24 protein-coding genes are annotated in these 21,539 nt (G+C 72.5%); 10 read left to right on the plus strand and 14 right to left on the minus strand.

The window, feature by feature from the left end:
• Positions 1–52: 52 nt before the first annotated feature.
• From ispF to AB0D66_RS25160, 3 genes are all read right to left on the minus strand, one after another.
• Entirely contained in the window at positions 53–610 is a 558-nt protein-coding gene (gene ispF, locus AB0D66_RS25150) for a 2-C-methyl-D-erythritol 2,4-cyclodiphosphate synthase (protein WP_362307669.1), read from the minus strand.
• A complete protein-coding gene (gene ispD / locus AB0D66_RS25155; protein ID WP_362307672.1) occupies positions 600–1,346 on the minus strand; it encodes a 2-C-methyl-D-erythritol 4-phosphate cytidylyltransferase in 747 nt (248 codons plus the stop codon). The genes ispF and ispD overlap by 11 nt, the downstream gene beginning before the upstream one ends.
• A gap of 278 nt (positions 1,347–1,624) precedes the next feature.
• Positions 1,625–2,107 (minus strand): CarD family transcriptional regulator, encoded by a 483-nt coding sequence (locus AB0D66_RS25160; RefSeq protein WP_003953493.1) that lies wholly within the window; start codon positions 2,105–2,107, stop codon positions 1,625–1,627.
• Positions 2,108–2,779: 672 nt separating this feature from the next.
• On the opposite strand from AB0D66_RS25160, the gene AB0D66_RS25165 reads away from it, so the two are divergent.
• Positions 2,780–3,457: a DUF461 domain-containing protein gene (locus tag AB0D66_RS25165; RefSeq protein ID WP_362307675.1), complete on the plus strand. Its 678-nt coding sequence runs from the start codon at positions 2,780–2,782 to the stop codon at positions 3,455–3,457.
• 269 nt (positions 3,458–3,726) lie between these two features.
• Here the strand turns inward: AB0D66_RS25165 and AB0D66_RS25170 are convergent, their stop codons facing one another.
• Both AB0D66_RS25170 and AB0D66_RS25175 read right to left on the minus strand, forming a co-directional pair.
• A complete protein-coding gene (locus tag AB0D66_RS25170; protein WP_030387286.1) occupies positions 3,727–4,407 on the minus strand; it encodes a response regulator transcription factor in 681 nt (226 codons plus the stop codon).
• Positions 4,404–5,642 (minus strand): ATP-binding protein, encoded by a 1,239-nt coding sequence (locus AB0D66_RS25175; protein ID WP_362307678.1) that lies wholly within the window; start codon positions 5,640–5,642, stop codon positions 4,404–4,406. Before AB0D66_RS25175 ends, AB0D66_RS25170 begins: the two co-directional genes overlap by 4 nt.
• Positions 5,643–5,856: 214 nt before the next feature.
• On the opposite strand from AB0D66_RS25175, the gene phoU reads away from it, so the two are divergent.
• The gene (gene phoU, locus AB0D66_RS25180; RefSeq protein ID WP_069921286.1) at positions 5,857–6,534 is read left to right on the plus strand and encodes a phosphate signaling complex protein PhoU; all 678 of its coding nucleotides are present in this window, start codon (positions 5,857–5,859) and stop codon (positions 6,532–6,534) included.
• A 498-nt stretch (positions 6,535–7,032) separates the two neighbouring features.
• Positions 7,033–7,392 (plus strand): hypothetical protein, encoded by a 360-nt coding sequence (locus tag AB0D66_RS25185; RefSeq protein ID WP_362307682.1) that lies wholly within the window; start codon positions 7,033–7,035, stop codon positions 7,390–7,392.
• Positions 7,393–7,506: 114 nt separating this feature from the next.
• Here the strand turns inward: AB0D66_RS25185 and AB0D66_RS25190 are convergent, their stop codons facing one another.
• A complete protein-coding gene (locus AB0D66_RS25190) occupies positions 7,507–8,268 on the minus strand; it encodes a phosphoglyceromutase (RefSeq protein WP_361759427.1) in 762 nt (253 codons plus the stop codon).
• A gap of 151 nt (positions 8,269–8,419) precedes the next feature.
• Here AB0D66_RS25190 and AB0D66_RS25195 point away from each other — a divergent pair, with 151 nt between their 5' ends.
• A complete protein-coding gene (locus AB0D66_RS25195) occupies positions 8,420–9,712 on the plus strand; it encodes an MFS transporter (RefSeq protein ID WP_362307686.1) in 1,293 nt (430 codons plus the stop codon).
• On the opposite strand, the gene AB0D66_RS25200 is transcribed toward AB0D66_RS25195, so the two are convergent.
• Positions 9,684–10,172, minus strand: coding sequence for a YbjN domain-containing protein (locus AB0D66_RS25200; RefSeq protein WP_361759421.1), 489 nt, complete (start codon positions 10,170–10,172; stop codon positions 9,684–9,686). The two genes, AB0D66_RS25195 and AB0D66_RS25200, sit on opposite strands and share 29 nt — an antisense overlap.
• Positions 10,165–11,463 carry a D-inositol-3-phosphate glycosyltransferase gene (gene mshA / locus AB0D66_RS25205; RefSeq protein ID WP_362307841.1) on the minus strand — a complete coding sequence of 433 codons (1,299 nt, stop codon included), beginning with the start codon at positions 11,461–11,463 and terminating at the stop codon, positions 10,165–10,167. Before mshA ends, AB0D66_RS25200 begins: the two co-directional genes overlap by 8 nt.
• Before the next feature lie 306 nt (positions 11,464–11,769).
• Between mshA and AB0D66_RS25210 the strand changes: the two genes are divergently transcribed.
• The 3 genes from AB0D66_RS25210 (at position 11,770) to AB0D66_RS25220 (ending at position 15,616) form a co-directional block, all read left to right on the plus strand.
• Complete coding sequence (locus AB0D66_RS25210; RefSeq protein WP_362307689.1) at positions 11,770–12,591, plus strand: class I SAM-dependent methyltransferase; 822 nt, start codon at positions 11,770–11,772, stop codon at positions 12,589–12,591.
• 265 nt (positions 12,592–12,856) lie between these two features.
• Entirely contained in the window at positions 12,857–13,906 is a 1,050-nt protein-coding gene (locus AB0D66_RS25215; RefSeq protein WP_362307692.1) for an NlpC/P60 family protein, read from the plus strand.
• A 369-nt stretch (positions 13,907–14,275) separates the two neighbouring features.
• The gene (locus AB0D66_RS25220) at positions 14,276–15,616 is read left to right on the plus strand and encodes a fused response regulator/phosphatase (protein ID WP_362307695.1); all 1,341 of its coding nucleotides are present in this window, start codon (positions 14,276–14,278) and stop codon (positions 15,614–15,616) included.
• Positions 15,617–15,699: 83 nt separating this feature from the next.
• On the opposite strand, the gene AB0D66_RS25225 is transcribed toward AB0D66_RS25220, so the two are convergent.
• The 3 genes from AB0D66_RS25225 to AB0D66_RS25235 all read right to left on the minus strand — a co-directional run bounded on the left by AB0D66_RS25225 (position 15,700) and on the right by AB0D66_RS25235 (position 17,232).
• Positions 15,700–16,038, minus strand: coding sequence for a DUF2516 family protein (locus tag AB0D66_RS25225; protein WP_362307698.1), 339 nt, complete (start codon positions 16,036–16,038; stop codon positions 15,700–15,702).
• 154 nt (positions 16,039–16,192) lie between these two features.
• Positions 16,193–16,762, minus strand: a complete 570-nt coding sequence (locus AB0D66_RS25230) for a hypothetical protein (protein WP_362307701.1) — start codon at positions 16,760–16,762, stop codon at positions 16,193–16,195.
• A 23-nt stretch (positions 16,763–16,785) separates the two neighbouring features.
• Positions 16,786–17,232: a helix-turn-helix transcriptional regulator gene (locus tag AB0D66_RS25235; RefSeq protein WP_362307704.1), complete on the minus strand. Its 447-nt coding sequence runs from the start codon at positions 17,230–17,232 to the stop codon at positions 16,786–16,788.
• 94 nt (positions 17,233–17,326) lie between these two features.
• Between AB0D66_RS25235 and AB0D66_RS25240 the strand changes: the two genes are divergently transcribed.
• Positions 17,327–17,722, plus strand: a complete 396-nt coding sequence (locus AB0D66_RS25240) for a helix-turn-helix transcriptional regulator (RefSeq protein ID WP_362307707.1) — start codon at positions 17,327–17,329, stop codon at positions 17,720–17,722.
• A 67-nt stretch (positions 17,723–17,789) separates the two neighbouring features.
• The gene (locus tag AB0D66_RS25245) at positions 17,790–18,206 is read left to right on the plus strand and encodes a VOC family protein (protein ID WP_362307710.1); all 417 of its coding nucleotides are present in this window, start codon (positions 17,790–17,792) and stop codon (positions 18,204–18,206) included.
• A gap of 10 nt (positions 18,207–18,216) precedes the next feature.
• On the opposite strand, the gene AB0D66_RS25250 is transcribed toward AB0D66_RS25245, so the two are convergent.
• The 3 genes from AB0D66_RS25250 to AB0D66_RS25260 form a co-directional block, all read right to left on the minus strand.
• Positions 18,217–18,969: a putative protein N(5)-glutamine methyltransferase gene (locus AB0D66_RS25250; RefSeq protein WP_362307844.1), complete on the minus strand. Its 753-nt coding sequence runs from the start codon at positions 18,967–18,969 to the stop codon at positions 18,217–18,219.
• A 57-nt stretch (positions 18,970–19,026) separates the two neighbouring features.
• A complete protein-coding gene (locus tag AB0D66_RS25255; protein WP_362307713.1) occupies positions 19,027–20,274 on the minus strand; it encodes a GNAT family N-acetyltransferase in 1,248 nt (415 codons plus the stop codon).
• 70 nt (positions 20,275–20,344) lie between these two features.
• Entirely contained in the window at positions 20,345–20,938 is a 594-nt protein-coding gene (locus AB0D66_RS25260) for an AmfC protein (protein ID WP_362307716.1), read from the minus strand.
• A 136-nt stretch (positions 20,939–21,074) separates the two neighbouring features.
• Here AB0D66_RS25260 and dtd point away from each other — a divergent pair, with 136 nt between their 5' ends.
• Positions 21,075–21,500, plus strand: a complete 426-nt coding sequence (dtd, locus tag AB0D66_RS25265; protein ID WP_362307719.1) for a D-aminoacyl-tRNA deacylase — start codon at positions 21,075–21,077, stop codon at positions 21,498–21,500.
• The last annotated feature ends 39 nt before the right edge of the window (positions 21,501–21,539 follow it).

Raw genomic sequence — 21,539 nt, forward strand, 5'->3', positions numbered from 1 at the left:
TTGGGGACGCGGGGGCCTCTTTGTTGCGGAAGAAGTGTCTCCGTACGTCGCACTACGCGGGATTCGTCCGGTACACGAGGGCTGTCGCGATGGCGGCGAGCCCTTCGGCGCGGCCGGTGAGGCCCAGTCCGTCGGTGGTGGTGCCGGACACCGAGACGGGGGCGCCCGCCGCGGCGACGAGCGCCTTCTGTGCCTCTTCGCGCCGCTTGCCGATCTTCGGGCGTACGCCGATCACCTGGATGGCGATGTTGCCGATCTCGAAGCCCTCGGCGCGGACGATGCGGGCGGCCTCCGCCAGGAGGGTGACGCCCGCGGCTCCGGACCACTCGGGACGGGAGGTGCCGAAGTGCGCGCCGAGGTCGCCGGCGCCGGCGGCGGAGAACAGGGCGTCGCAGGCGGCGTGCGCGGCCACGTCGCCGTCGGAGTGCCCGGCGAGGCCGTCCTCGCCCTCCCACAGCAGCCCGGCGCACCACAGCTCGCGGCCGGCCTCGAAGGCGTGCACGTCGGTGCCGATGCCGACGAGCGGGATGAGCGGGGCCTGGGGCCCGGCGGGGGCTCCGGCGGCGGAGCCCGCGCCGTGCTCCGCCGGACCTGCGGGGCTAGTACGCATCGGTGGCCCTCCTGCGGGCGAGTACGGCCTCGGCGAGGACCAGGTCGAGGGGACGGGTGACCTTGAAGGCCTCTTCGTGGCCGGGGACCACGACGACGGTGGTGCCGAGCCGCTCGACCATGCCCGCGTCGTCGGTGGCTCCCTCGCCGGCCACGGCGATCTCCTCGTGCGCGCGGACGAGGGTGGCGCGGTCGAAGCCCTGCGGGGTCTGTACGGCGCGCAGCCGGGCCCGCTCGGGGGTGGCGACGACGGGCTCGGGCTCGCCGGGCCGGCCGGGCTCGACTTCCTTGACGGTGTCGGCCAGGGGCAGCGCGGGCACCACGGCGGGGGCCCCGTCGCGCACGGCCTCGACCACGGAGTCCACCGTGTCGACGGGGACCAGCGGGCGGGCCGCGTCGTGGATGAGTACGGAGGTGACGTCCTGCGGCAGCGCGTCGAGTCCGGCGCGCACGGACTCCTGGCGGGTCTCCCCGCCGGGCACGACCACGATCTCGGTGCGGTCGGGCAGCGCGTGCTCGTCCAGCAGGAGCCGTACGCCGTCGGCTCCGTCGGGCGGGGCGACGACGACCACGAGGGAGACCGCGCGGGAGCGGGCCATCGCGCGGACGGCGTGGACGAGCATCGGGATCCCGCCGAGGGCGCGCAGGGCCTTGGGGGCGCCGGGGCCGAGGCGTACCCCGCGGCCGGCGGCCGGGATCACCGCGGCGGTGCGGTGGGGGCGCGTTTCGTCAGACATCAGTAGGTAGCTCCGAGCCAGGTTTGTGACTTCGGCCGACATGGGTATGGCCTGAAGGGTGCCGGGTGCGACGCCCCTCGCCCCTTCCGTGACGACCGGTCGAGCAGGCTGCCCGGACCCGGCACGCCAGTGGGATGGATCGAAGAGGTACGGGTGCAGACATGCCGCAGCGCCCGGCAACAGGCCCCTCGTGGAGGAGGAGCCTTGTCAGCGGGCACCGCGGCACAACTGTGTACACATTGTTCTGATGAACACTGTTTGCTGTACGGGGTCTCACGTCAGGACGCGAGCACCTCGTCGAGGAGGGCCTCGGCCTTGTCCTCGTTCGTGTTCTCGGCGAGCGCGAGTTCGCTCACCAGAATCTGGCGCGCCTTGGCGAGCATGCGCTTCTCACCCGCGGAAAGCCCGCGCTCACGCTCACGACGCCACAGGTCACGCACCACTTCGGCGACCTTGATGACATCGCCAGAAGCGAGCTTCTCCAGATTTGCCTTGTAGCGCCGGGACCAGTTCGTCGGCTCTTCTGCGTACGGTGCGCGAAGCACCTCGAAGACCCGGTCCAGCCCGTCCTGGCCGACTACGTCGCGAACGCCGACGAACTCCGCATTGTCCGCAGGCACACGAACCGTCAGGTCGCCCTGGGCGACCTTGAGCACCAAGTAGGTCTTGTCCACGCCTTTGATCTGACGAGTCTCAATGGCCTCGATCAGCGCGGCCCCGTGATGGGGATAGACCACGGTGTCGCCAACCTTGAACGTCATGTGACAGGTACCCCTTCCGTGGCTATCCAGGGTAACACGAGAACTGAGTGTTATGAATGGCGTTTTCGCAGGTCAGAGCACATCTCAGGGCTTGACAACAGCGACAGGAACGTGCTGCGGAGGGCTTCCGGAAGGGGGTATTCGCAGGTCGGGGGCGCTGTGCGGACCGGGCGAAAGGGTCACGCTACACCGATCCGGCACCCCCGCCAGTGTGAGGTACATCCCGTTTTGCCGGTTTCGGTGTCGAGAAACCGAACTACTCCGTTCGACTGGCGGCCGCGCCGCGCGCGGCGGTTCCGGCCCAATCCCGAATTGATCACGCGGCGGCGTTCGAGGGAATCCGGAAATTGATCACCGGCGGCCCGCCGAGCGATATGCGGGCGTTCGGATGATCGCCGCGGGATCGGCGCGGGATCGCTGCGGGATCGGCGCGTGATCGGCGCGCCGCCACCGCGTGAACGGCGTGGGGACCGTGCTGCGGAATGCAAGATCGCGGGCAGTGGGCGCGGACCCCGGCAGGGTGGCCGCCGTGCTGCGGAGGGTCGGGTGCGGGGGCAGGGCGGCGGCTCGGTAACCTAAGGCCCGCTGACACACCCTTAGAGCGGCTTTACCTCGGCCGTTCCCAAGGGAGCCCACCCTCCCGTTCCGTACGTCCAAGGAGTTGCCGCCGCCGTGAGCCGCAGCCTTCGACGCGGCGCCCTCGCCGCCACCGCCGTCGTGTTCTCGATCGCCTCGCTGGCCGCATGCGCAGCGGGCAACGACGCGGAGACCCTCCGCATCAAGCCGGACAACGCCGCCGTCACCAAGGGCGAGATCATGGTCCAGAACGCACTGGTGATCAGCCAGGGCGCGAAGGACAAGAAGGGCCCGGCCGCCGTTTCCGCGACGGTCTTCAACTCGGGCACCAAGGAGCAGACGCTTGACGGCATCACCCTCCCGGGTGGCAAGGGCAAGGTCGCACTGAAGGCGGCCACGGGCACCGGCAAGATCGTCGTGCCGGCCGGCGGCTCCGTGGTCCTGGGCGGCAAGGGCAACGCCTCCGCCATGATCGAGAACGGCGCCGAGGCGGCCAAGGACGGCGACGTCCAGAAGGTCGTCTTCCAGCTGAGCAGCACCGGCGACGTCGAGCTGGAGGCCTTCGTGGTCCCGGCCACCGGCATGTACGCGGGCTACGGCCCGACCGCGCCCCCGGCCGCGGGCCCCACCCCGTCGGGCAGCCCCTCGGGCACCCCGTCCGGCACGCCGTCGGGCAGCCCGTCCGGCGCCTCCTCGGGCTCCCCGGCCGGCGCCCCTTCGGGCACGCCGTCGGGCACCCCGTCGGGTTCCGCCTCGCACAGCGCCGGCCACTGAGCAGGCAGCGCACCGCACGCAGGGGAAGGGCCCCGGTCGCAGATGCGACCGGGGCCCTTCCCCCATCCCTGCCTCGCGCGGCTACGGCATACGGCTCGAACTTGTAGCCGAGGCCGCGCACCGTGACCAGGTAGCGCGGCGCGCCCGGATCCGGCTCGAACCCCACCCCGCGTGCGCCCCTCGCGCGGTGACGCCCCGGGGGGCCTCACCGGCTTCGGCCCGCTGCGCCGGCCTCCGGCCGACCGTCGAACCACGCCGACGCCGTCGGCTTACGGCTCGAACTTGTAGCCGAGGCCGCGCACCGTGACCAGGTAGCGCGGCGCGCCCGGGTCCGGCTCGATCTTGGCGCGCAGGCGCTTGACGTGGACGTCCAGGGTCTTGGTGTCACCGACGTAGTCCGCGCCCCAGACCCGGTCGATCAGCTGCATGCGGGTCAGTACGCGGCCCGCGTTGCGCAGCAGCATCTCCAGCAGGTCGAACTCCTTCAGCGGGAGGTCCACCTTCCCACCCGCGACGGTGACCACGTGGCGGTCGACGTCCATCCGTACGGGGCCCGCCTCCAGGGCCGCCGGGGTGACCTCCTCCGGCTCGCCGCGGCGGCGCAGGACCGCGCGGATGCGGGCGACCAGCTCCCGCGAGGAGAAGGGCTTCGTGACGTAGTCATCGGCTCCTATCTCCAGCCCGACGACCTTGTCGATCTCGCTGTCCTTGGCGGTCACCATGATCACGGGGACGTTGGAGCGGCCGCGCAGCTGCCGGCAGACCTCCGTGCCGGGCAGACCGGGGAGCATCAGGTCGAGGAGCACGAGGTCGGCGCCGTTGCGCTCGAACTCGTCCAGCCCGTCGGGCCCGGTCGCGGCGATGGCGACCTCGAAGCCCTCCTTGCGGAGCATGTAGGACAGGGCGTCGCTGAATGATTCCTCATCCTCGACGACGAGCACTCGGGTCACGGAAGGACCTCCGGGGCAGGAATGGCTGTTGCTGGTTCAGTCAGGGGTGGGGCGGGTGCGGTGGGCGTCGCCGGGGCCGGCGCGGCCGCTTCGGGGAGTCGCAGCGTGAACGTGGAACCCTGGCCCTCCGAGCTCCACACCGACACCTCCCCACCGTGCGAGGCGGCCACGTGCTTCACGATCGCAAGGCCGAGGCCGGTGCCTCCCGTGGCGCGGGAGCGGGCCGGGTCCACGCGGTAGAAGCGCTCGAAGATGCGCTCGCGGTCCTTTTCCGGGATGCCGATGCCCTGGTCGGTCACGGCGATCTCGATCAAGTCTCCCCCGGGAGCCGCGACCCTGCGCCCGGCTATGCCGACGCGGGTGCGGGCGGGGCTGTAGTTGACGGCGTTCTCGACCAGGTTTCCGAGGGCTGCCGCGAGCTGTCCGCGGTTGCCCCAGACGCGCAGGTCGGCGGTGCCGCCCGCGGCCATGGTGATCTGCTTGGAGGAGGCGGTGTGGCGGCAGCGGTCGATCGCCTCCGCCACCAGGGTGTCCACGCGGACGGGCTCGGCGTCCTCCAGCGGGTCGTCGTTCTGTACCCGGGAGAGGTCGATGAGCTCCTGCACGAGGTTGATCAGGCGGGTGGCCTCGATCTGCATGCGGCCGGCGAAGCGGCTGACCGCCTCGGGGTCGTCCGCGGCGTCCATGACGGCCTCGGAGAGCAGGGAGATCGCTCCGACCGGGGTCTTCAGCTCGTGGGACACGTTGGCGACGAAGTCGCGGCGTACGGCCTCGATGCGGCGGGCCTCGGTGAGGTCCTCGACCAGGAGGAGCACCAGGCGGGAGCCGAGCGGGGCGACGCGCGCCGAGACGGCGAGGGCCTCGCCGCGGCCGGTACCGCGCCGGGGCAGGTCCAGCTCGACCTGGCGTATCTCCCCGTCGCGGCGGGTGTCGCGGGCCATGTGGAGCATGGGCTCGACGGCGAGCTTGCCGCCGCGGACCAGTCCGAGGGCGTACGCCGCCGAGCTGGCCTTGACCACCGCGTCGCCCTCGTCGAGCACGACGGCGGAGGAGCGGAGCACGGAGAGGACGGTGTCCACGCCGGGCGGGAGCACCGCGTTGATGTCGGGGCGCATGGAGCTCCGGGTGGGGCGGGCTTGGTCGCGCTCGCTCCAGCGGAACGCCAGCATCGCGATCACACCGGTGCAAAGACCGGCGATCGCTGCAGCTGCGGCGACCGCCGCGTTCACGTCCATGCATCCAGGTTAAGCAGGCACGACGACACTTCCACAGCCGTTCGGGTGCCACCTCGAACACTCGTCGCCCAGAGTTCACCCTGGCGACGGGGTTGATTCATTTGTGGTGCCGGAGTCGGACGCGTTTGCGGCTCACCGTGTCAACGTGGGGCCAGCGGCCGCCCCGGCCGGCCCCCGGGCAGTAGTGCTGTAGGTCAAGAGAGGGACACCAGACATGCGTGACGCGTACCACGAGGAACTGGACTCGATCGGAGAGGGCCTGGTCGAGATGGCCCGGCTGGTCGGTTCCGCGATCGGGCGGGCCACGACGTCCATGCTCGACGCCGACCTGAAGCTCGCCGAGAGTGTCATCGCCGCCGACCAGAAGGTCGACGACCTCCAGCACGACCTGGAGGCGCGCGCGATCGCCCTGCTGGCCCGGCAGCAGCCGGTCGCCACCGACCTGCGGATCGTCGTGACCTCGCTGCGGATGAGCGCGGACCTGGAGCGCAGCGGCGACCTCGCCCAGCACGTGGCGAAGCTCGCCCGGCTGCGCTTCCCGGACACGGCGGTGCCGCGGGACCTGCACGCCACCATCCTGGAGATGGGGCAGCTGGCGCAGCGCCTGATGGCGAAGGCCGCCGAGGTCATCATCACCAAAGACGTCGACCTGGCGCTCCAGCTGGAGCAGGACGACGACGAGATGGACCAGCTGCACCGCACGCTGTTCCAGCACCTGATGGACGACCGCTGGAAGCACGGCATCGAGACGGCGGTGGACGTGACACTGCTGGGCCGCTACTACGAGCGCTTCGCGGACCACGCGGTGTCGGTGGCCAAGCGCGTCGTCTACCTGGTGACGGGCGAGCACGCGGACGAGCTCCAGCCGCCGACCCAGGTCGACGGCGTCTGAGCACGGGCCGGGCGCGAGCCCCAATGCGCCGTTGACGCGCCGGTGCGGCTGGGCATGAATGAGGCGAGGCGGTCCGTCGTACGGCGGCCCGTACGCCGCCTGCGCGAGGAGGAACCATGCCCGATTCCCCCGTCCCCATCACACCGGAACAGGAGCAGCCGCCCCGACCGGAGCCGCTGCGCCTCCCGCTGCTCGCAGCGTGCGGCTGCGGCTCGGGCTGCGGCTGCGGATGCCAGTCCGGCGCGCCGTGCCAGTGCGGCGGCTGATCCCCGCCGCCCGTACGCCGAGGGCCCCGTCCACGCCGGCCAGGCGGGACGGGGCCCTCGTGCGCGCGGCCGGCGACCCGCCCCGCCGGGGTCACCGCCGTCGCGCTCCACGTGACCGCCACCCAGGCCACCAGCGGCGGGCAGGTCAGCGTTCTCGGCGAGGGAACCGGGCGGGGGTTCCGGGGCGTGTGTGCTCCGGTACGTGAGATCGAAAAGGAGAGGTCAGGCACACATGACGGCATTGGGGGAGGGCAAGGAGCCCGGCTTCGGGTGGTTCGTGACGGGGCCGCTGCTCGCCGTGGTGGGCACTGTGCTGGGAGCCGCTCTGGCATCGCAGAGGTGGGCGGACTGTGCGCACGGCATGGACGCGCCGACCCAGGCCGGATTTGTGATGGTCATGCCGTTCGCCTGGATCGGCATGACCCTCCTGCTGGGGCTTTTCCAGACCGTCTTGGTCGCGGTGCTGCCGGATCGGACCGGACCCGAGGTCAAATGGGTGGCCCTCTTCGTGGCGGCCTGCGTGCTGACCCTCCTGTACTCCTTCGGGATGGGTTCCCCGGACATGACGCCGGATGGCTCCTGCGTGCGGTAGCAGTCCACCCCCGTCAAGAGGGGACGAACGTTGCCTGACGGACCCGTGGGCCCAGGGCAGACGAATGCCCCCGATCTGCGCCGTGTGCGCAGGTCGGGGGCATGATCGCTATGGCTACTTCTTCTTGCCCTGGTTCTTGACCGCCTCGATGGCGGCCGCGGCCGCGTCCGGGTCGAGGTAGGTGCCGCCCGGCTTGAGGGGCTTGAAGTCGGCGTCGAGCTCGTAGGCGAGCGGGATGCCGGTCGGGATGTTCAGGCCCGCGATGTCCGCGTCGGAGATGCCGTCCAGGTGCTTGACCAGGGCGCGCAGCGAGTTGCCGTGCGCGGCGACCAGGACCGTGCGGCCGGCGAGCAGGTCCGGGACGATGCCGTCGTACCAGTACGGCAGCATGCGGACGACGACGTCCTTGAGGCACTCCGTCTTGGGGCGCAGCTCCGGCGGGATCGTCGCGTAGCGCGGGTCCTCGGACTGGGAGAACTCGGTGCCGTCCTCGAGGGCCGGCGGCGGGGTGTCGTACGAGCGGCGCCACAGCATGAACTGCTCCTCGCCGAACTCGGCGAGGGTCTGGGCCTTGTCCTTGCCCTGGAGGGCGCCGTAGTGGCGCTCGTTCAGGCGCCACGAGCGGTGGACGGGGATCCAGTGGCGGTCGGCGGACTCCAGGGCGAGCTGCGCCGTGCGGATGGCGCGCTTCTGGAGGGACGTGTGGACCACGTCGGGGAGCAGGCCGGCGTCCTTGAGCAGCTCACCGCCGCGGACCGCCTCCTTCTCGCCCTTCTCGTTGAGATTGACGTCCACCCAGCCGGTGAACAGGTTCTTCGCGTTCCACTCGCTCTCGCCGTGGCGGAGGAGGATCAGCTTGTACGGTGCGTCGGCCATGCGTACGAGCCTAATGGACGGCCCGAGGCGCTCGCGCGCGGTGTCCACGGCGTCCGATTGACGCCCCACGTCAATTGAGTGGCGTCGGCAGACCCCCGCTCGTAACCTGCGGAGCACCGAAGAGACGCTTACATCGCCGGGGGGATCCCTTATGTCCGCTGCCAGTTTGAGACGGGCCGCCCGGGAGAGCGTGTCGGGTCTGCCGCCCGCGTTCTGGTGGCTGTGGACGAGCACCCTGGTGAACCGGCTCGGGGCCTTCGTCGCGACATTCATGACCTTGTACCTGACCCTGGACCGGGGCTACTCGGCCTCCTTCGCGGGACTTGTGGTCGCTCTGCACGGGCTCGGCGGTGTGCTCTCCTCCCTCGGCGCGGGGGTGATGACCGACCGGCTCGGGCGGCGGCCCACGCTGATGGCCGCGAACGTCGCGACCGCGCTGTCGGTGGCGCTGCTCGGCTTCATGGAGCACCCGGCGGCGATCGCGGCCGTCGCGCTGCTGGTCGGCATGGCGTCCAACGCCTCGCGGCCCGCGGTGCAGGCGATGCTGGCCGACATCGTCCGCCCCGAGGACCGGGTACGGGCCTTCGCGCTGAACTACTGGGCCATCAACCTCGGCTTCGCGATCTCCGCCACGGTCGCCGGCTTCATCGCCGAGTACAGCTACCTGGCCGGGTTCCTGGGCGAGGCGGCGCTGACGCTGGTGTGCGCGGTGCTCGTCTTCGTGAAGCTGCCCGAGTCGCGGCCGGAGAAGGGCGGGGCGGGCACGGCGGCGGACGAGCCGGAGATCGGGCTCGGCACGGTGCTGGGCGACGGGCGGTTCATGGCGGTGGTCGGGCTGTCGTTCCTGATCTCGCTGATCTTCATGCAGGGGTCGTTCGGGCTGCCGCTGGCGATGGGGACCGCGGGGTTCTCCACCGGCGACTACGGGCTGGTCGCCGCCGTGAACGGCGTGATGATCGTGGTGCTGCAGATCCCGGTGACCCGGTTCATCGAGCACCGCGACCCGCAGAAGCTACTGGTGGTGTCGGCGCTGCTGGCCGGGTACGGGTTCGGGCTGACGGCGTTCGGCGGCTCGATCGGGGCGCTGGCGCTGACCGTGTGCGTGTGGACGCTGGGCGAGATCATCAACTCGCCGACCCAGATGGGCCTGGTCGCGCGGCTCTCCCCGCTGCACGGGCGCGGCCGCTACCAGGGGATGTACACGATGTCCTGGGCGGTGGCCTCGCTGATCGCGCCGCTGCTGGCGGGCGGGGTGATCGACCGGTTCGGAGCGGGCTGGCTGTGGGGGTCGACGGCGGTCCTGGGGACCGTCGCCGCGCTCGGGTACTGGCTGCTGATGCGCAACCTCCCGCCGGTGGCGGGGGCCGGAGCCGTGCCGGCCGTGGAGGCCGCACCGGCCGGGGAGGGCTCCGGGGTCAGGCCGACGGCTGCGTCAGGTGTTTGAACGCGTCCAGGTTGTGGGTCGGTTCGCCGCGGGAGACGCGCCACTCGTACTCCCGGCGGATCGCCCCGGCGAAGCCGAGCTCCAGGAGGGTGTTGAAGGCGCCGTCCGCCGCCTCGAGGACCGTGCCGAGCAGCCGGTCCAGCTCCTCCGGGGTGACCACGGAGAGCGGTAGGCGGCCGGTCAGGTAGATGTCGCCGAGGCGGTCCACCGCGTAGCCCAGCCCGTACAGCTTGAGGTTGCGCTCCAGCAGCCAGCGGTGGACGCCGGCCTCGTTCTCGTCGGGGTGGCGGATCACGAAGGCGTTGACCGACAGCGAATGCCGGCCGACCCGGAGCGAGCAGGTGGTGCTCAGCTTGCGGGTGCCGGGGAGCTGGACGACGTACGAGCCCGGTTCGGGGCTCTCCCAGCTCAGCTCGGCGCCGGCGAGCGTGGCCTCGATGATCTCGGCGGTGTCAGCCATGGTGGGAGCGTACGCGACGGCGGTGATCATGCATCGCCGCGGTGTACACGTCCGCCGTGCCGCCGGCCGCCGTGTCCCAGCCGAAGAACTGCGCGTGCCGCGCGGCCTCGGCGCCCATCCGGTCCGCGAGCCACGGGTCGTCCACGAAGCGCCGCAGCTCACGCGCGTAGTCCACCGGGTCGTGGCCGGGTACGAGGATGCCGGTGACCCCGTCGTTGACGGCGACGGGCAGTCCGCCGACCGCGGCGGCGAGCACCGGCGTGCCGCTGGCCTGCGCCTCTATGGCGACCAGTCCGAAGGACTCGCTGTACGAGGGCATGACCAGCACGGACGCGGCGCGGAACCAGTCGGCGAGGCTGTCCTGCCCGACCGGCGGGTGGAAGTGCACCAGATCGGCGATGCCCAGCCTCGCGGCGAGCTTCTGCAGGCCCTCGGGCTTGGCCAGGCCGCTGCCGCTGGGTCCGCCGACCACGGGGACGAAGAGGCGGCCGCGCAGCGAGGGGTCCCGGTCGACGAGCTCGGCGACGGCGCGCAGCAGGATGTCGGGGGCCTTCAGCGGCTGGATCCGCCCGGCGAAGAGCGGGATGACGGCGTCCTGCGGCAGGCCGAGGCGGGCGCGGGCGGCGGCCCGGCCGTCGCCGACGGTGAAGCGGTCGAGGTTCACGCCGGGGTGGACGACGGCGACCTTGCCCGGGTCGGCCTCGTAGTGGCGGACGAGTTCGTCGGCTTCCTCGGCGGTGTTCGCGATGAGCCGGTCCGCGGCGGACACGATCTGGGTCTCGCCGATGACGCGGGCGGCAGGCTCGGGCGTGTCGCCCTCGGCCAGCGAGGCGTTCTTGACCTTGGCCATGGTGTGCATGGCGTGCACGAGCGGGACGCCCCAGCGCTCGGCGGCGAGCCAGCCGACGTGGCCGGAGAGCCAGTAGTGGGAGTGGACGAGGTCGTAGTAGCCGGGGCGGTGGCCGGCCCAGGCCTGCATCACGCCGTGGGTGAAGGCGCACAGCTGGGCGGGCAGCTCCTCCTTGGCGAGCCCCTCGTACGGGCCCGCGTCCACGTGCCGTACGAGGACGCCGGGGGCCAGTTCCACCACGGGCGGCAGGCCGCCGGCGGTGGCGCGGGTGAAGATCTCGACCTCGATGTTGATCGCGGCGAGGCGTTTGGCCAGCTCCACGATGTAGACGTTCATCCCGCCGGCATCGCCCGTACCGGGCTGGTGCAGCGGCGAGGTGTGGACGCTGAGCATGGCCACGCGGCGCGGCTTGCGGTGGTGGCCGACGGCCGGCAGGCGCAGTCGCGGCGGCTCGTGCCGGGTGACGACGCGGGCGGCGGCGAGGCGGCCGGTGAGGCTGCCGCCGAGGCGGGACACGTACTGGCTCAAGGGAGCAGTTCCTCTCGCTCGACGACACGGGGACGGGACGCCGCGGGGACGCCGCTCGGACGGCTGCCGGGCATGCCGACAGGGGCGCGCCGGGCGCCCTGCATGGAGTGCAACCCGGATGGCCGTCCCGCGCATTCCGGGGTGGCCGGATTTCCCTGTCTTTTTCTCGGTCGGCCCGCGGTTTTCATCCGGTACGGGCCCTCCGCTTACCCTCGGCTCATGGCCTCCCGCACCCCTGCGACCCCGAGCCGCGCCCCCGGCCGTCCCGTGGGATCGGTGACGCGCGGGACGACGAATCCGAACCGGTTGCGCCGGATGGACCGCTGGATCGCCGCCGCGCACGGGGCCGCGCTGCGGCGCGCGCAGGCGCCGGTCGCGGTGGACCTCGGCTACGGGGCAGCGCCCTGGACGGCGGTCGAGCTGCTGGCGCGGCTGCGCGAGGCGGCTCCGCGGGTGCGGGTGGTCGGCATCGAGATCGAGCCCGCGCGGGTGGCCGGGGCGAAGCCGTACGAGCGGGAGGGGCTCAGCTTCCGGCACGGCGGGTTCGAGGTACCGCTGGAGGACGGGGCCCGCCCGGCGCTGATCCGGGCGGCGAACGTCCTGCGCCAGTACGACGAGGAGCAGGTCGCGGCGGTGTGGGAGCGGCTGTGCGCGCGGCTGGCCCCGGACGGGCTGCTGGTGGAGGGGACCTGCGACGAGATCGGGCGGCGGCACGTGTGGGTGGCCCTGGGGCCCGAGGGAGCGCGCACGGTGACCTTCGCGACCCGGCTGGGCTCCCTGGAGCGCCCCTCCGACCTGGCGGAGCGGCTTCCGAAGGCGCTGATCCACCGCAACGTGCCGGGCGAGCCGGTGCACGCGTTCCTGCGCGATTTCGACCGGGCGTGGGCGGCGGCGGCCCCCTACGCCTCGTACGGGGCGCGGCAGCGCTGGATCCGGACGGCGCGGGCGCTGTCCGGCGACTGGCCGCTGGCGGACGGGCCGGGGCGGTGGCGGCAGGGGGAACTCACGGTGCGCTGGGAGGCGTTGCGCCCGCAGGGGTGAATGTGGCGTGCGGGGGAACCGGTGGTGCGGATCGCCCGTTGAGCCGTGGGGGTGGGGTCCGTTGGGGCGGACAAGATCAACCGGGTATCCACAAGGGTGTCGGATTTCACCGGCTCGTGGCACCATCCCGATGGCAGAGACAAGTTACTGATGAATAGTCAGATCCGATGCAGGATGCTGCGGGATCTGACTCCGGGTGCCTGGGGGGACCATGGGGGCCGAACGGCGACGGCGGGGCGCGAGCGGGCTCGTGCTGCTGTGTGCGATGGCGATACTGACGGCGCCGGGCCTGGCGACGGGCATGGCGTATGCGGCGCCGGCCGCGCCCGTGGCGCCGGCAACTCCCGGGGCTCCCGCGGCTCCTGCCCCGCAGCCGGGCGCGAAGTCCCTCGAAGAGGTCCGCAAGGAGATCGAGGAGCTGTACCGGCAGGCGGGCACCGCCACGGACGCCTACAACCAGGCGGAGGCCGAGGCCAAGGCCCAGTCCGACAAGATCGTCGAGATCGCCAACCTGATCGTGGCCGGCCAGGAGCGGATCTCGACCCTCAAGGGCCGTGCGGGCGCCGCCGCCCGCGCCCAGTACCGCTCGGGCGGGCTGCCGCCCGGCGCGAAGCTGGCGCTGAGCGAGGACCCGAACCAGTTCCTCGACGGGGCGAACCGGCTGCGCCAGGGCGAGAAGGCCGCCTCGGACATGCTGACCGAACTGGACCGCACCCAGGCCGACTTGAAGCGCTACGCGGAGGACGCGAGCGCGCAGTGGGCGCTGCTGGAGGCCAACCGGATCAAGCAGGAGAACTCGAAGAAGCAGATCGAGGCGAAGATCAAGGCGGCCGAGGAGCTGGAGAACAAGCTGGAGGCCGAGGAGAAGGCCCGGCTGATCCAGCTGGAGCAGGAAGCGCAGTACAAGGCGCAGACGGCCTGGCTGTCGACGGGCGCGATGAAGGACGTCAACGGCGTGGCGACGGACGCCGGCAAGCGGGCCGTGCAGTACGCCACCGCCCAGATGGGCAAGCCGTACGTCTGGGGAGCCGAGGGCCCGGCCGCGTTCGACTGCTCCGGCCTGACCTCGCAGGCCTGGCTGGCGGCGGGCAAGTCGATCCCGCGCACCTCGCAGGAGCAGCTGCGGCTGCTGCCGAAGGTCGCGCTGAAGGACATGCGGCCGGGCGACCTGATCATCTACTTCGACGACGCGAGCCACGTCGGGATGTACGTCGGCGACGGCGCGATGGTCCACGCCCCGCGCCCGGGCCGCAACGTGACGATGGCGGGCGCGGGCTCCATGCCGATCAAGGCGGTGGTCCGCCCCGACGCGTAACCCCTGCGGGCCTCCGCCACCGCCCCCACAACCCCGCCCCCTCCCAGGCCACCCCGGCCCGCCCCGGCGGCCGTCGCCCCGGATACGCGGGCCAAGGCGTCGGCGGGGGGTGGCGGGTCGGCCGCCGGCGGGGTGGGCGGGGTTTGGGGGGCGGTGGCGGAGGCAACCAAAGGGGGGCGGTTGACGTCTCGGTAGGCGGGACGGAACACGGCCCCGCCGTGACCTTTGTCATCCAGTGAGGCCGATTTTCCCCCGCGATAACGGCATATGACGGAGGCCCCGGCCCAGACCGGCATTCCGCCCGCCGGGCCGGGCCGCTAGGGTCGGCGCACGAGCGCACCCTCGGGGGGAGGGAAGGAACCGGAGACGATGCCCGTACCCGTACCGCGGCAGAGGGACACCCCGGCCCCGGAGAACGGTCAGGCCGTTCTGACCGCCGCCGCCCCGCCCCCGGCGCAGGCGACGCCGCAAGCGGCCTCGCAGGCGACCAGCCATACGACCCCGCTGACCCTCCTGGTCATCGAGGACGACCCCGCCGGCGGCCTCACCGTCCCCGAGATCCTCGACATCGACGGCCACCGCATCCGCCTCCGCACCGCCCGCAACCTCACCGAGGCCGCCCGGCTGCTCACGCCCGACGTGCACTGCATCCTGCTCGACCTGGCCCTCCCGGACACGGGCCCCCGCACGGCGGCCTCCGGCACGGCCCCCGGCACGGCCACCGCCACCGACGTGGACCAGCTGGCCAACCTCCGCCAAGTGCTCCGCCTCGCCCCCCGCCACGCCGTCCTCGTCCTCACCGCCGAGGAGGACGCCGAGCGCGCCGCCGAGGCGGTCCGGGTCGGCGCCCAGGACTTCCTGTTCCGGGACGAGCTCGACGGCCGGCTGCTGAGCCGTGCCATCCGGTACGCGGTGGAGAGAAAACGGGCCGACATCGCCCAGTACAAGCTTGCAGAATCGAAACTGCGCGCCCAGGAGAACGCCCGCCTCGAACGCGGCCTGCTTCCCAACCCCCTCCTGGAGGGCTCGGACCTCCGCTTCGCCGCCCGCTACCGCCCCGGCCGCAGCCGGGCCCTGCTCGGCGGCGACTTCTACGACACCGTCCGCACCCCCGACGGCACCGTCCACGCCATGATCGGCGACGTCTGCGGGCACGGCCCCGACGAAGCGGCCCTCGGCGTCGAGCTCCGCATCGCCTGGCGCGCCCTGACCCTGGCCGGCCTGTGCGGAGACGACCTGCTGGCCACCCTCCAGCAGGTCTTGGAGGTGGAGCGCCCCTGCGAGGAGATCTTCGCGACGCTGTGCACGGTGGACATCTCCCCCGACGGCCGCCGCGCCGGACTGTGCCTGGCCGGCCACCCGGCACCGCTGATCTCCAGGCCGGGCCGCCCCGCGCGCCTGCTCCCGTACGAGAACAGCGGCCCGGCGCTCGGACTGCTGCCCAAGGCCCGCTGGCCCCGACGCCAGGTCGAGCTCGGCGGTACCTGGAACCTGATGCTCTACACCGACGGGCTGATCGAGGGCCGGATCGGCGAGGGCAGGGAACGGCTGGGGCAGGACGGCATGGTCGAGATGATCAACCGCCACCTGGACGAGGGGCTGCGCGGCGAGAACCTGCTCGAGGCCTCCGTCACGGAGGCCCGCCGCCTCAACGGCGGCGAGCTCACGGACGACGTGGCCGTGGTCCTGCTCTCCCGCGGCGCGTCCTGACGGCGGCGGGGACGAGGGACACCGGGACCGGACTGGACCGGACCGGACCGGACCGGCGCCCGGACCCCGCGCCGGCGAGCGGGCTACCTTCCGCCGTTGTACGGCCCGTACGGCCCGTCGCTGCTGCTGCCGCCGCTGCGCCGCCCGCCGCCCGAGACCTGCTTGAGCGCGGGGCGCACGTCGACGAAGAACACGATGGTGGCGACCAGGCCGGCGATCTGCAGGAACAGCATCCCCAGGAAGAAGTCCACGAGGACGGTGATGCCGAGGATGACCAGCCAGAACGTCTTGGACTGCTTGTCGGCGGCCCGGTACGCGTCCTCGCGCGCCAGCAGCGCGAACACGAAGGCCACGACGGCGAGCACCAGCATGGCGAGACCCAGCATGGGGATCACGCCTTGATCGAACCCGTCCATCAACATCGCTTCGACCGCCTTCTCACGCTCTCGCTTCGCACTCCCGACGGAATGCCGCCCGGTTCCACGCTACCGGCACGGCCGCCCTCACGAATGACAACGGGCCGGACACCCTCAAGGTGCCCGGCCCCGTCGCCGCCCATGCGCGTGGCTCTCGCGCTCAGCTCTCGTCGCCCGCCGTGACGGTGGCCTTCTTGGCCGGGTTCTTGCGCGCGGTGGTCTTCCTCGACCCGGGCCTGTCCTCGGACTCGGACGCGGACGCGGACGCGGCGGCCGGCTCGGCCTCCGGCTCCACGGCCACGGCGATCTCGACGATCTCCTCGGAGACCTCGCCGCGCCAGGCACGGACGGCCTGCTCGCCGTGCTCTGCGACCTTGTCGTAGGTCTCCTTGGCACGGACCGCGTACTCCGCGGCCACGCCGACGCCGCGCAGCGCCAGGTCCTGGGCGGTCTCCCCGATCTTCTTCGGGTCGATCGAGCCGAACACCTCGGCGACCTTGGCGGAGACCGCCTCCTGCGCCTCCTTGGCCGCCGCCGCGGCCTTCTCCTGCACGACCTTGGGGTCGGTGTTCTTCACGGCCTCGATGCGCGCCGGGGCCTCGGCCCGCAGCTGCTCGATGAGCCCCGGCACCTTCCTGGCCTGCTGCACGGCCAGGTCGGCCGTACCGGCGGCGAAGTAGAGGGGGGTGGGGTCGGTGAGGGTCTTCTTCAGGTCATCGGCGATGGCCATGTGCGGGTCCTCCCGGATCAGGTTCAGTTCGTCTTCGGCGGCATCTCGCCGGCGGGCGCGTCGGATGCATCGGATACATCGAGTACGTCGGGTACGTCGGGTACGTCCGATATCTGGGGCGCGTCGAGCGCGTTCTCCTTGCGGAACGACTCGTAGATCTGGAGCAGCACCTGCTTCTGCCGCTCGTTGATGGACGGGTCGGCGAGGATGACGGCCCTCGTCTCCACCTCGTCCCGGTCCCGCTCATCCAGGATCCCGGCCTGCACGTACAGCGTCTCCGCGGAGATCCGCAGCGCCTTGGCCAGCTGCTGGAGGATGTCCGCGCTCGGCTTGCGCAGCCCGCGCTCGATCTGGCTCAGGTACGGATTCGACACCCCCGCCGCCTCGGCCAGCTGCCGCAGCGAAAGCTGGGCCTGCCGGCGCTGCTCACGGAGGTACTCGCCGAGGTTTCCGACGTTGAGCGATGCCATGCCCGTATCCTGCCCGACCCTGCTAACTATTGCAAGCAGCTGCTTGCAGCATCTCCCACCCGTGACCGTCACAAGGCCGTGCGATGCTGAGGAAGTGACCTTGGAGGATCTGGTACGGCTGCGCCGCGCCCGGGACGTGATGGACCGCGACTACGCGCTGCCGCTGGACGTCCCGGCGCTGGCCAAGGTCGCCCTCATGTCGTCCGGGCACTTCTCGCGCAGCTTCCGCGCCGCCTTCGGCGAGACCCCGTACACCTACCTGATGACCCGCCGCGTCGAGCGGGCGAAGGCCCTGCTGCGGCGCGGGGACCTGAGCGTCACCGACGTCTGCTTCGCGGTCGGATGCACCTCGCTCGGGTCGTTCAGCTCGCGCTTCACCGAGCTGGTCGGCGAGACCCCGAGCGCCTACCGGGCCCGCCGCCACGAGGCGGGCGCCCCGGTTCCGGCCTGCGTCGCCAAGGTGCTCACCCGGCCCGTCAGGAACCGGTGAACCGGCAGCGCGCAGCAGGATCGGCTTCAAAGCGGCGCGATCCGCCGCCGTCTCGTAGCGTCGGGACATGGACATCAAGCTCTCGCAGTGCTTCATCGCCGTCGACGACCACGACAAGGCCCTCGCCTTCTACCGCGACGCCCTCGGCCTGGAGGTGCGCAACGACGTCGCCTTCGAGGGGATGCGCTGGGTGACCGTCGGCTCCCCGTCGCAGCCGGACGTGGAGATCGTCCTCGAGCCGCCGCTGGCCGACCCGGGCGCCTCGCCGGCCGACCGCCAGACCATGGCGGAGCTGCTGGCCAAGGGCATGCTGCGCGGCGTGATCTTCTCCACCGAGGACTGCGACGCCACCTTCGAGCGGGTCCGGGCGGCCGGTGGCGAGGTCCTGCAGGAGCCCGTCGACCAGCCCTACGGCGTCCGCGACTGCGCCTTCCGCGACCCCTCCGGCAACATGCTCCGCATCACCCAGCCCCGCGAGCAGTAGGGCCGCGGGCTCAGCGCGCGGCGATCACCACCGTCGCGTACAGCTCCTCCGAGACGGCCACGCGGGTCCTCAGCCCCGCCGCGGCCAGGGCCGCAGCCGTCACCGGGCACTGGCGGGCGCTCGTCTCGATCAGCAGGTGGCCGCCCGGGGCCAGCCAGGGCAGGGCGTCCGCCGCGATCCGGCGGTGGACGTCCAGCCCGTCCGTACCGCCGTCCAGCGAGACCAGGGGCTCGTGGTCCCGGGCCTCGGAGGGCATGAAGCCGATCTCCTCCGTGGGCACGTACGGGGCGTTGACCACCAGCACGTCCACCCGCCCCCGCAGCGATGCCGGGAGCGGGCCGTACAGGTCGCCCTCCCACACGCTGCCGCCGTACGGGGCCACGTTGCGCCGCGCGTAGGCCAGCGCCGCCGGGTCGATGTCCGCCGCGTGCAGCTCCACCCCGCCCGGCACCCGCGCCGCGACCGCCGCGCCCAGGGCCCCGACCCCGCAGCAAAGGTCCAGCACCACGGCGCCGGGCCGGGCCAGCGCCACGGCCCGCGCCACCAGGAACTCGCTGCGCCTGCGCGGTACGAAGGCCCCCGCGCCGACTTCCACGCGCAGCCCGCAGAACTCCGCCCAGCCCACCACGTGTTCCAGCGGTTCACCGCCGACCCGGCGGGCCAGCAGCTCCGCCAGGTGGCCGTCGTCCCGCGCGGCGGCGCGCAGCAGGTCCGCCTCCTCCTCCGCGAAGACGCAGCCGGCCGCACGCAGTCGTTCCACCAGGGTCGTCAAATACCTCAGTCCTCGGTCCTCGGTCCTCGGTCCAGAACGGGCACCGCCCTAGAACACGTCGGGGCACCACGGACGGCGCGCCGTCCGGAACACCGCGTCGGCCAGCGCCAGCGCGCCCGGCCGCAGTTCGGCCACCCGCCCCAGGGCGCCCAGCCGCACCGCGGACTCGTCGCCCAGGTACAGCGAGCTCAGCGCGGACACCTCCAGCCGCAGGTCCGCCGGCTCCTCGCTGCGCTCGCACGTGCCGGTCCCCGCGTCCAGCCGGTAGCGGCCGTCCGCGAGCCCCGCCGCGTCCTCGACCTCGAGCACCAGCACCCCGGGCACAGCGTACGTCCGCGCCCCCAGCGCCCGTACGACGTCCAGCAGCCGCACCCACAGGAAGTCCGCCGAGGTCAGCGGCCGGGCGGAGCGCGGGTCGGGCAGGAAGCGCGTGACCAGGTCGTCGGGGGCGCGGCCGCCGGTGCGGACCTTCATCACCCAGTCGACGGAGCACAGGAAGTGCCACAGGGCCCGCTCCGCGTCCGGTGTGACCGCGATCAGGTCCTGCACCTGCACGGTGTTCAGCGGGACCTTCGCGTCCGTCCAGTGGTCGTCGGCGGTGTAGACGGCCAGCCCGGCCACCTCCCCGGCCGCCGTCCGGTACACGGCGTGGAGCTTCTCCTTGTACGGCCGGTACGACAGCTCCTCCAGGCCGGTCGCCAGATTCCACCAGCGTTCGTCCCGGTCCACCGCGCCGGGCGTGGCCGCGCGCAGCCGCTCGTGCAGCTCCGGCCCCACCTCCCGGACCTCGGCCGCGTCCACCAGGTCGATCCGCCCGCCGTCCGCCGGCCGCCCCGACCGGTGCCGGTCCAGTCCGGTGCGCGGTACGTCGATCTCCCATTCCGAGAGCGAGGCGGCGGGCCCGAAGCCGTACCGGCCGTAGATCGGGTACTCGGCGGCGATCAGCGTGGACAGCACGTCGCCGCGCGCCCGGGCGGCGGCGAGTTCGGCGGCCATCATCCGGGTCAGCAGGCCCTGGCGGCGGTGCGTGGGGAGGACGGCCACGTTCGAGATCGCGCTCGCGGGGACGGCCGCCCCGCCCGGGACCGTCAGCCGCTGGCCGAAGGAGCGGAAGGTCGCCACGCAGCGGCCGGTGCCGGCGTCGAAGGCGCCCAGGAGCCGGGCGAGGTCGCTGTACTTGGCGCGCAGGGCGACGTCCGACTCCGTCACCCGCGCCGGGGTCAGGAACCCCGTGTTCAGGGTCCGCAGCCACTCGGCGAGTTCGGACGCGGCGATCGGCCGCACATCAGCACTCATGACAGGCCACGCTAACGGCCCGACCGGCCCGCGTCGCCCGGATTTCCGGCGGCCCCGTGCGGGGTGCGGCTCAGGCCAGCAGGTCGTCCACCTGCGCCTCGCCCTCCCGGTACCGGCGGGTGATCTCCGCACTGCAGTCGTCCACGGTGCGCTGGAGCTGCTGGCGGCGCCGCGAGACCTGCTGCTCGTAGCGCACCAGCTTGCCCATGCCGTCGTAGAGCTCGCCGTCCGTGCGCGCGGCCAGGTCCGACAGCTCCACGTCGGCCAGCATCTCCGCCGCCAGCAGCCGGTACTCCTCGCTGTGCGGGGTGCCGAGCGTGACGTGCCGGGCGGAGGCGCTGCGGCTGGACGGCGCGTCGGCGAGGATCTCGGAGAGCCGGTCCACGACCGGCGCCTCCGGGTCGGTGCGCCGGGCCAGCTCGGCCCGCAGGATGTCGATGCGGCCCTGGAGCAGGCGGCGCACGTAGCTCAGATCCGCCTCGTCGCGCTGCGCGTCGCGGCGCAGCGTGCGCAGTTCCGGCAGTCCGAGGGCGCTGGTCGGCGCGCCGGCCGGGGCGGGGCCGTCGGCGGTGCGCTGGGCGGGCGGTCGGACCGCGGCGGCGACAGCAGGCGCGGACGACGTGGCCCCGGGTGATGCAGGTACGGAGGTACCAGAAGTATTCATGCGAACGAATCCGTCCCCTCGGCCGGTGCGGCGCACCCGCACCGCCTGCGTGCATCGTGCCACTCTCCGTGGCCCCCACGCAGTCCTACTCCACCCGATCGGCCCCGGACGGGTGCAACCCTGGTACACAGGTGTTATGCGAGCTGTGGTGCAGAGGGTGGACGGCGCGAGCGTCGTCGTGGGCGGCGAGACCGTGGGCGAGATCGTCGGCGAGGGGCTGTGCGCGCTGGTGGGGGTCACCCACGACGACACGCCGGAGAAGGCGGCTCTGCTGGCCCGCAAGCTGTGGTCGGTGCGGATCCTGGAGGCGGAGAAGTCCTGTAGCGACATCGACGCGCCGCTGCTGGTGATCTCCCAGTTCACGCTGTACGGAGACGCCCGCAAGGGCCGCCGGCCCACCTGGAACGCGGCCGCGCCCGGACCGGTGGCCGAGCCGCTGGTCGACGAGGTCGTGGCGCAGCTGCGGGCCCTGGGGGCGACGGTGGCGACGGGCCGCTTCGGCGCGGACATGCGGGTCTCGCTGACCAACCACGGCCCGTTCACCCTCGTCATCGACGTCTAGCGCCACCGCGGCGCGGGGCCGACCCGGGTCGGGACCCCC

Origin of the sequence: Streptomyces sp. NPDC048270, assembly GCF_040652335.1 — a bacterium.
GTDB lineage: Bacteria > Actinomycetota > Actinomycetes > Streptomycetales > Streptomycetaceae > Streptomyces.

What these genes read in the sequence shown, in the direction of transcription:
- AB0D66_RS25255 (WP_362307713.1), bottom strand. Translation starts at nt 20,274, where the DNA reads ATGAGTGCTGATGTGCGGCCGATCGCCGCGTCCGAACTCGCCGAGTGG.
- dtd (WP_362307719.1), top strand. Translation starts at nt 21,075, where the DNA reads ATGCGAGCTGTGGTGCAGAGGGTGGACGGCGCGAGCGTCGTCGTGGGC.
- AB0D66_RS25185 (WP_362307682.1), top strand. Translation starts at nt 7,033, where the DNA reads ATGACGGCATTGGGGGAGGGCAAGGAGCCCGGCTTCGGGTGGTTCGTG.
- AB0D66_RS25190 (WP_361759427.1), bottom strand. Translation starts at nt 8,268, where the DNA reads ATGGCCGACGCACCGTACAAGCTGATCCTCCTCCGCCACGGCGAGAGC.
- AB0D66_RS25225 (WP_362307698.1), bottom strand. Translation starts at nt 16,038, where the DNA reads ATGTTGATGGACGGGTTCGATCAAGGCGTGATCCCCATGCTGGGTCTC.
- AB0D66_RS25215 (WP_362307692.1), top strand. Translation starts at nt 12,857, where the DNA reads ATGGCGATACTGACGGCGCCGGGCCTGGCGACGGGCATGGCGTATGCG.
- ispD (WP_362307672.1), bottom strand. Translation starts at nt 1,346, where the DNA reads ATGTCTGACGAAACGCGCCCCCACCGCACCGCCGCGGTGATCCCGGCC.
- AB0D66_RS25210 (WP_362307689.1), top strand. Translation starts at nt 11,770, where the DNA reads ATGGCCTCCCGCACCCCTGCGACCCCGAGCCGCGCCCCCGGCCGTCCC.
- AB0D66_RS25175 (WP_362307678.1), bottom strand. Translation starts at nt 5,642, where the DNA reads ATGGACGTGAACGCGGCGGTCGCCGCAGCTGCAGCGATCGCCGGTCTT.
- AB0D66_RS25235 (WP_362307704.1), bottom strand. Translation starts at nt 17,232, where the DNA reads ATGGCATCGCTCAACGTCGGAAACCTCGGCGAGTACCTCCGTGAGCAG.
- phoU (WP_069921286.1), top strand. Translation starts at nt 5,857, where the DNA reads ATGCGTGACGCGTACCACGAGGAACTGGACTCGATCGGAGAGGGCCTG.
- AB0D66_RS25260 (WP_362307716.1), bottom strand. Translation starts at nt 20,938, where the DNA reads ATGAATACTTCTGGTACCTCCGTACCTGCATCACCCGGGGCCACGTCG.
- AB0D66_RS25195 (WP_362307686.1), top strand. Translation starts at nt 8,420, where the DNA reads ATGTCCGCTGCCAGTTTGAGACGGGCCGCCCGGGAGAGCGTGTCGGGT.
- AB0D66_RS25200 (WP_361759421.1), bottom strand. Translation starts at nt 10,172, where the DNA reads ATGGCTGACACCGCCGAGATCATCGAGGCCACGCTCGCCGGCGCCGAG.
- AB0D66_RS25230 (WP_362307701.1), bottom strand. Translation starts at nt 16,762, where the DNA reads ATGGCCATCGCCGATGACCTGAAGAAGACCCTCACCGACCCCACCCCC.
- ispF (WP_362307669.1), bottom strand. Translation starts at nt 610, where the DNA reads ATGCGTACTAGCCCCGCAGGTCCGGCGGAGCACGGCGCGGGCTCCGCC.
- AB0D66_RS25160 (WP_003953493.1), bottom strand. Translation starts at nt 2,107, where the DNA reads ATGACGTTCAAGGTTGGCGACACCGTGGTCTATCCCCATCACGGGGCC.
- AB0D66_RS25245 (WP_362307710.1), top strand. Translation starts at nt 17,790, where the DNA reads ATGGACATCAAGCTCTCGCAGTGCTTCATCGCCGTCGACGACCACGAC.
- AB0D66_RS25220 (WP_362307695.1), top strand. Translation starts at nt 14,276, where the DNA reads ATGCCCGTACCCGTACCGCGGCAGAGGGACACCCCGGCCCCGGAGAAC.